This window comes from Dactylosporangium sp. NPDC000244 (assembly GCF_040300725.1).
Taxonomy (GTDB): domain Bacteria; phylum Actinomycetota; class Actinomycetes; order Mycobacteriales; family Micromonosporaceae; genus Dactylosporangium.
Genome location: NZ_JBEPEH010000098.1, coordinates 1 through 7,815, shown reverse-complemented (window position 1 = coordinate 7,815; position 7,815 = coordinate 1). Strand labels below are relative to the sequence as shown.

General features: G+C 70.0%; 7 protein-coding genes. 2 read left to right on the top strand and 5 right to left on the bottom strand.

What is annotated here, in order from left to right:
• Nucleotides 1-294: 294 nt before the first annotated feature.
• A complete protein-coding gene (locus ABT369_RS57515; protein ID WP_350627185.1) occupies nucleotides 295-2,250 on the bottom strand; it encodes an Hsp70 family protein in 1,956 nt (651 codons plus the stop codon).
• A 136-nt stretch (nucleotides 2,251-2,386) separates the two neighbouring features.
• Here ABT369_RS57515 and ABT369_RS57510 point away from each other — a divergent pair, with 136 nt between their 5' ends.
• Entirely contained in the window at nucleotides 2,387-3,271 is an 885-nt protein-coding gene (locus ABT369_RS57510) for an ABC transporter substrate-binding protein (protein ID WP_350627183.1), read from the top strand.
• A 200-nt stretch (nucleotides 3,272-3,471) separates the two neighbouring features.
• Here the strand turns inward: ABT369_RS57510 and ABT369_RS57505 are convergent, their stop codons facing one another.
• Entirely contained in the window at nucleotides 3,472-3,834 is a 363-nt protein-coding gene (locus ABT369_RS57505; RefSeq protein WP_350627181.1) for a winged helix-turn-helix transcriptional regulator, read from the bottom strand.
• 108 nt (nucleotides 3,835-3,942) lie between these two features.
• Here ABT369_RS57505 and ABT369_RS57500 point away from each other — a divergent pair, with 108 nt between their 5' ends.
• Nucleotides 3,943-4,782, top strand: coding sequence for an NAD(P)H-binding protein (locus ABT369_RS57500; protein ID WP_350627179.1), 840 nt, complete (start codon nucleotides 3,943-3,945; stop codon nucleotides 4,780-4,782).
• A 286-nt stretch (nucleotides 4,783-5,068) separates the two neighbouring features.
• On the opposite strand, the gene ABT369_RS57495 is transcribed toward ABT369_RS57500, so the two are convergent.
• From ABT369_RS57495 to ABT369_RS57485, 3 genes are all read right to left on the bottom strand, one after another.
• Complete coding sequence (locus ABT369_RS57495; RefSeq protein ID WP_350627177.1) at nucleotides 5,069-5,752, bottom strand: SMI1/KNR4 family protein; 684 nt, start codon at nucleotides 5,750-5,752, stop codon at nucleotides 5,069-5,071.
• Between the two features lie 76 nt (nucleotides 5,753-5,828).
• Nucleotides 5,829-6,140 (bottom strand): hypothetical protein, encoded by a 312-nt coding sequence (locus tag ABT369_RS57490; RefSeq protein ID WP_350627175.1) that lies wholly within the window; start codon nucleotides 6,138-6,140, stop codon nucleotides 5,829-5,831.
• Between the two features lie 984 nt (nucleotides 6,141-7,124).
• A complete protein-coding gene (locus ABT369_RS57485) occupies nucleotides 7,125-7,529 on the bottom strand; it encodes a hypothetical protein (protein ID WP_350627173.1) in 405 nt (134 codons plus the stop codon).
• Between the last annotated feature and the right edge of the window lie 286 nt (nucleotides 7,530-7,815).

Sequence of the window (7,815 nt, the reverse complement as noted above, 5' to 3'; positions counted from 1 at the left end):
ACTACTCGCACGACGCGACCTCGGACGACCACGTCTTCGCCGCCGAGGGCAGCGAGAACGCCCACCAGGCCAACTTCAACGAGCTCGACCAGCTCGAGCAGAGCTTCGGCAAGTCGTTCGTCGACGGCACCGAGCTCCACTCGGGGGGTGGCGGCCAGTTCGGCGTCGCGGCCAACTAAGCACGACAAGGGCTACCCCTGGCTCAAGGCCGGTCACCGTTCGCGGTGGCCGGCCTTCGCCATGTCCTGGACTTCGCCGTGTCAGGCCTTCGTCGTCAGCCAGGCGTGCCGCCGGTCACTTCTTCATGCCCGCCACGGACTTCGTGAACGTCGCCCTCGCGGCGGAGATGACCCGGTCGCGCACGTCGTTCTTCTCCTTCTGCGTCCAGGCCGCCCCGTCGCCGCGGCTGCCGATGAAGTACACCTGGAGGCGCACGTTGCTGTCGCGCACGCCGAGCGTCATCGTCAACCGGCTCACCTGGTCGCCGGTGCCCGGGGTCTCGTAGAAGATCGCCTCCTCGCCGAGGTTCGGGACCTCCGAGTTCGGCCCGGCGAGCCGTGCCGTGGAGGCCTCCTGGCTCTGCATGTTCTGCGCCAGGGAGACGTCGTTGGCCGCGAAGACGGTGAACGAGATGCTCGCCGTGCGCTGCTGCTTGGAGTCGGTCAGGGCGTGCGCGCGGGTGTAGCCGCAGGTGCTGGAGTTGATCGTCGCGTTCGGGTTGCGGCTCGGCGTCGGCTTGGAGATCTCGGCCTCGAACAGGTCGTTGAACATGCTCGCGTCCGACGCCTGGCACTCGTCCTCGGGAACGTTGTCGAGGTTGTAGCGGCCGGGGCCGCCCGCGGCCTTGGCCGCGCCCGTGGTGGCGCCCGCGCCCGCCTGACTGTTGCCGCCCGGCGTGTCCTTCGTGAGGTACGTCGCGCCGGCGATGCCGCCGCCGACGAGCAGGACGGCGGCGAGCACGATCGCGACGAGGGCCGCGGGCGACAGGCCGCGCCGGGCCGGCGGGTTCATCCGGGGCGGCATCGGCACCGGCTGCTGCGGCATGACCGGCGGCTGCGGATAGCCCTGGACCGCCGGGGACACGGGCGCGGCGGCGAACGCGGGAGCCGAGACCTGGCCGGCCGCGAACGCGCCGGTCTGCTGCTGGTAGGGCATCCCGGACGACGGCACGGCCGAGACCGGGGCGGCCACGCTTGCCGTCGCGGGCGCCGAGTTGGGCATCCGGTTCACGTACAGTGACCCCTCGGCCACCACAAGTTCCGGCTGCTCGGCGACGACGGGCGCGACGCCGAGGGTCTCGTGCAGCATCGTGGCGACGAGCGGGATGCGGCTGGAGCCGCCGACCAGGAACAGGCCCGCGATCGCGGCGGTGCCGACGCCCGACTCATTGACCAGCGCGCGGGTCATCGAGATCGTGGAGCGCAGCACCGGCCGGGTCAGCCCCTCCAGCTGCTCGCGGCCGAGCGGCACCTCGCGGCCCAGCGCGGGCACGCCGATGACGGTGCCGCTGGCGCGCGAGAGCATCTCCTTGGCCGAGCGCACGTCGTCCCACAGCTGGCGCCGCTGGGCCGGGTCCCTCCACAGCTCGCCGTAGGTCGCCTGGAGGAAGGCGATGATCGCGGCGTCGACGTCGAGCCCGCCGACGTCGTTGAGCCCGTCGGAGGCGACCTGCTCGAAGCCGGTCTGGGTGCGCCGCAGGAGCGTGACGTCGCAGGTGCCGGCGCCGAGGTCGTACACGAGCACGCACGCGCCGGGCGGGAACGCCCCGCCACGGGTGTGCGCGAAGTAGGTGGCCGCCGCGGTGGGCTCGCCGACCAGCTCGATGTTCAGGAACCCGGCGTGCCGGGCGGCGTCGACCAGCATCGAGCGCCGGTTCTGCCCCCAGCTGGCCGGGTGGGTGAGCGCCACGTCCCGCACCGGCCCGGCGACCCGCGTGGCCTCCCGCGCCACCCGGCCGAGCACCGCGACGATCAGGTCGCGCACGCCCACCTCGCGGTCGCCGAGCAGCACCGCGGTGTCGTCGATGCGGCGCTTCGGGTTCGGCTCCAGCCGCTCGGGCGCGCTGCGGGCCAGGTGGGCGGCGTCGCGGCCGGTGTGCAGCTGGCCGTCGGGGCCGAGCAGGACGGCGGAGGACAGCAGCGGCGAACCGTCGAAGAGCAGCGGCTGCACGCGGGCGTCGGCCCGCTGGAGCATCGCGATGGTGGTGGAGGTGCCGAAGTCGACTCCGAGGCGCAGGCGCGCAGCTGTCATGGTCGGCGAGGATAACAGTCCGTCACCTGGCTGATTGCCGGGAATCGGCCGCTGCCCGCGCCGAAGCGGAGCAACACCTCCGCTACCGGCCGCCGACGTCGCCCGGATCGATGGCGCCGCGAGCTAGCGTGGCTTGATGCGTGTCGTGTCGCTGCTGCCGTCGGCCACCGAGATCGTCTACGCCCTCGGCCTCGAGTCCCAGCTGGTCGGCGTGACCTTCGAGTGCGACGAGCCGCCGTCGGCCCGCGTCGACAAGACCATCGTGGTCGGCGGCCGCGACACGTCGGACCTGACCCCGGGCGAGATCGACGCGTACGTGCGCGCCCAGTTCGCGGCCGGTGCCGACCTCTACACCCTGCACGCGGGCGCCCTCGCCGCGCTGGCCCCCGACCTGATCCTGACCCAGGACCTCTGCCGGGTCTGCGCCCTGCCGTCCGGCCACGTCGAGGACGCCCTGGACCATCTGGGCTGCCGGGCCGACGTGGTGTCGCTGGACCCGCACACGCTCGAGGACGTGCTCGCCACGATCCTCACGGTCGGCGACCGCGCCGGGGTACCGTCCCGCGCCGCCGCCCTCGTGGCACGCCTGCGCTCGCGGCTCGGCGCCGTGGCGGAGCGGGTCGCCGGCCGCCCCCGCCCCCGGGTCGCCGTCGTCGAGTGGGTCGACCCGCCGTTCACGGCCGGCCACTGGGTGCCGGACCTCGTCACCGCGGCGGGCGGCGAACCGGTGGCCGCCCGGCCCGTCCTCCGCTCGGTCCAGGTCGGCTGGCCCGACCTGACCGCCGCCGAGCCGGACGTCGTGGTGGTCTCCCCGTGCGGCTACCACCTCGAGGGCGCCGCCGAGCAGGCGGCGCTGGTGGCCCCGAGGTTCCCGGAGGCCGAGGTGTGGGCGATCGACGCCGACGGCATCGTGGTGCGCCCCGGCCCCCGCCTGGTCGACGGCGTCGAGGCCCTGGCCGCGATCCTCCACCCCGGCGCGGCCGCCCCGGCTCTGCCCGGCGCCGTCCGCCGGGTCGCCTGACCTACCCGCCAGCCCAGCCCCGCTCTCGCATATCCGGCGGCGAAGACCACTACGGGTTCGGCCGCCGCGCCGCCGAACTCGCCGCCGCCCGGCTCCCGCGGATCGGGGCAGATGCGGACGTCGGTAGCGGCTGTGGAGCCGTCCGCGGGTGGTCGGACACGGTCAGGCCACGGCAGTGTCATGATCAGGCTGGCTCAGTCTCATCGCGCTGCGTCGTAGGCGCGACGGGCCTGCTCCACCGTTTCGAGATGGGCGTCGGCCCAGGTGGCCAGGTGGGCGAAGATCGGACCGAGGCTGGCGCCCAGTTCGGTGATCTCGTATTCGACTCGGGGTGGCACCTCGGCGTGGTAGGTGCGGGCCACCAGCCCGTCGCGTTCGAGTTGGCGTAGCCGCTGGGTGAGCACCTTCGGCGTAATGCTGGTCAGCCGGCGCTCGAGCTCCACGAATCGCTGCCGGCCGTACTCGTGAAGAGCCCAGAGGATAGGCGTGGTCCATCGACTGAACACGACATCGACGACCGGCGCGACTGGACACGCCAGCTCGGGGTTCGCTGATCGCTCCACGTGTCCTCCGTCATAACTCCATTACTATCCTCTAGGTACCTACTATACCCACGCCACTAACGTCACCTTCAACCGCGCGAGCGACGCGGCTGAACTGGAGAGACGAACATGTTTGTCGTGACAGGCGCCACCGGGAATGTCGGCCGGACGCTGTTGTCGGTCCTTGCGGCATCGGGCGCCGAGGTGACGGCGGTGTCCCGTGGACGACGCCACCACGTCGTGCCCGGCGGGGTTCGCCACCATCTCGCGGACCTTGCACAGCCGGAGACCCTTCGTCCAGCGTTCGCCGGCGCAGAAGCGGTCTTCCTGCTGGTTGAGGGTGCCGGAGCGCACCTCGACATGCCCGAAGTCCTGCGGGTCGCCGCGGCCGCCGACGTGAAACGCATCGTGCTGCAATCCTCGCAAGCAGTCGGCACAAGGCCGGGGGCGGCGTCACACGCGCCTCTGCACGCCATCGAGGATCTCGTGCGCCGGTCCGGTCTCGGCTGGACAATCCTGCGTCCCGGCGGCTTTGCCTCCAACTCCTTCGCGTGGGCCGAGCCGATCCGGGCCGGCCGGACGGTGACCGCACCATTCGGCGACGTCGGCCTGCCCGTGGTCGACCCGGACGACATCGCCGAGGTGGCCGCCGCCGCGCTCCGCGACAGCGCTCACGACGGACGCACGTACGAGCTGACCGGTCCGGTGCTGAGCACGCCACGTGAACGGGTTGCTGATCTCGCCGCCGCGCTCGGCGAGCCCATCCGCTTCATCGAACAAACGCCCGACCAGGCTCGTGAACAGATGCTGCGGTACATGCCACCACCCGTTGTCGAGGGCACGCTCGCGATCCTCGGCACGCCGACCGCACGAGAGCAGCGGATCAGCCCGGACGTGTCGGAGGTCCTGGGCCGATCAGCACGCCCCTTCACCGCATGGGCCGCACGCAACATCGGCGAATTTCGCTAGATTTATGGGCTGGGTGATCGGGCAGCTGATCCCACCCACAGCTCACCGACTGGGACCCGCACCCGTCGCACGTGGACGAGGTCGACCAGGCCAGCCGATCCCCGGCGACCGCGGGCACTGGCTCGACCAGCCCTTGTCCGACGATCCTTGCCTCCCCCCACGCCAGCCACACTAGACGCCGGGCTTTCGTGGACGGCGGCATCGCAGTGGATCGTCGGACTGCCCGGCAACAAACCGCAAACGCGCTCCACGTCACGAGCGGATCGCGGCATGAGCGCGAACGTGATCAAGGACTAGCTGGGAGGTCCTCAAGCGTTTGGAACCAATCGTGGTACCACTGGGCGAAGGTGACTCGTCGGTGATGGGGAAGCCAGGCTGGCGTCAGGCCGCGACCGTCGGCGCGGTGATCGAGCCAGATGTTCCCGCGTTCCGGACCAGTCACGACAAGCCACTGGCGCAGCGCGCAGCCGTCGTCGCAGATTGGGACCGCACCGTAGGTTCGCCGGGGATCGAACACGACATCATCGTGCCGTTGCCACCAGGCCTCCACCGCGGCGTCGTAGTTGCCCCGCAGGGCAAACGTGAACCAGTCGGGATAGTCGGCGCTGAGCTCGTCCTCAAGCTGCCAGTCTGAACGGCGCAACGGGAACGGCTCGGCCAGGTGGTCAGGGTCGAACTCGTATGCGTCGCCGTGCCACTTCCATCGGCCACCCGTGTGGCGTACGGGAGTGACACCGTAGCTCGGGCCCGGCCCACCGCGTCCCACGTGCAGTAGAAACTGCTGATAGTCGGCCGGCAGCGCCACGCCGATCTGTCGCTGCAGGTCATGGAGGTCGGCTTGGGTCAGCACGGGCTCCGGATCGCGCCAGCCATACGGCCGCGTCGTGCGCCGCAGGAGCGCTTCCCGGAGTTCCCGCCATGCGATCGGCTGCGTTGCCCGCAGCGTACGTCCACACATGTTGACGACCAACTCGACACCGCAGCGCGGTTCTGGCGATCACAAACAAGAGGTAGCGAGCACACGGCGACATGAGGGCGCGGCGCGGCTAATCGCTGGTTCCCGGCGGTCGATTCCGCCCGCCGGGAACCTCGGCGCCGATTTCGTCGGAGACTGTGGCGAAGCATGAGGTGGCCCACACCGTCAGCCGACCGGGCTCGTGGAGCGTCTCGAACGGATGGCCGCTCCAGGTTCCGTAGGAGGTGACCGTGACGATCTCGCCGGGCAGCAGCCAGTAGTCCTGACCGATAGGCTCAAGCCACAGCTCCAGAATCGTCTCCCCACGATTGGTCACGAGAAACGGCACGGCGTTGCCCATTGCCTTGATCGCCTCGAAGCTGAAGTCTCCGGCGTTGGCCATGTTAGACCTCAGTGTTGCGGTGATCTGCTCGATGGAGAAGCCCGGAGGCGGAGTCGGCGACCCACCGCACACCGCGGCCGGCTTTGAACTGGCCCGCTTCCGTCTGCCCAGCACGACCAGAATTCTGCCCGGAGGGACAGTCAAGCACCATCCGCCCATCGGCATCCGCGCGCCGAGCCGCCAGCTGGACCGTCACGTTCTGTAGCGCGCGGATCTCGGCAGGAGAGTGCACCGGAGAGGTATGGCGCAGTCATAGATCGTGGCGATCTTCAGCAGGCGGCGCGCGAGAATCGCGGCATGTCCGCGCACCCGATCCCCTTGACCTGGCGTCATCCGCTACTGCGCGAAGATCATGCCCGGCCATCAGGTGCCGCGCCAACTCGGATCGATCCAAGCCCAGGCAAACGCCCATCGGCTTCGAGCGAGCGCAGCTGCTGTACATCGTCGCACCCGATCCGCGGCCACAAAGCGTGATGATCTCCGAGTCGCCCGCCGTGGCGAGACCTGCGGCAGATGTGCGCAGGCGGCCGCTACGAGTGCTGGTCGCCACCGGGGCCGTTGAGACGATAAACCGCTGGGCTGCGAGTCTGCGTTGCTGCTTGCGACGCAGGCTCCGGCCGCTGGTGGCCGCATCCGAGCTCGTTGCCGTCGAGGTCGGTAACCCAGCCTTCGGTTCCGTTGAAGTAGACCTGGATCGAGCGAGGGTAATAGTTGACGTCGAACGGTTCGGTGAATCGGTAGACTGGCCTGGAGCTCGTCCATCACTGCGTCACCACCTCCAACAGACAGGGTCGCAGGGCACGCTAGTCCAGGACTGTGCTGTTGCCAGCAGACCAGGCAACAGGAACCGGTCACTGGGGGTGGAGACCCTCGTCGACCGTCGTGCGCCATCGGCGGCAGAAGCGGATGCCAAGATCACGCCGCCTGCCGGGGTGGGTCAGGCCAGGAGGACTGCGGCTGCAGACCGGAAGTCGGCGAGGGTCTTCATGTCGTCGAGCCCTCGAGGTAGCGCTGGTATGCGGCGGCGTAACGCGCGGCGGTGCGGTACACGATGTCGGTCTCGGTGGTTGCCTTGATGGTGAGTGTGTTCGTCCACTGGGTCATCCAGGCATCGCGGACCGTTGCCAGACAGAGGACCAGCTCACCGGGTCGCAGGATGTCGGCCAGTACCGGGCGGTCAGGGGCGTTGAGCGCCTCGGCGAGCTCGTCGAACCGGTCGCCGTCGAGGCCGAACACCGTGATCTGCGCGCAATTGCTGGCGAACACGGCTCCGTCCAGCCGGGTCAGGTCATCGAACGAGGCGAGCGGGAACAGCCCCGCGAAACCGCCGTGGTCGATCTCCCACTGATCCGGCGGCGGATGTATCCGCACACTGGCCCTGGCCGGCACGAAGCCCAGTTCGCCACGATCCAGTTGCCTACCCGACAGCCCCGATCATCGTCAAACACCAAGCCTCGGCCACGGGTGCGAGCCGACAGTCTGTGACGATCGCCCAGCAAGCCTCAGCGCCCCACCGGCGGCACGGGTCGCAAACCGCAGGGTCAGGTTCCGGAGGCCATGTAGGCAGCGAGGATGTAGTTGGGGTGGCGGTCGAGGTTGTTGCGGGCCCGGTCGTAGCGCATCGTCGTTCGCGGGTCGGCGTGGCGGGCGGCGATCTGGACGTCGCGGAGGCTGA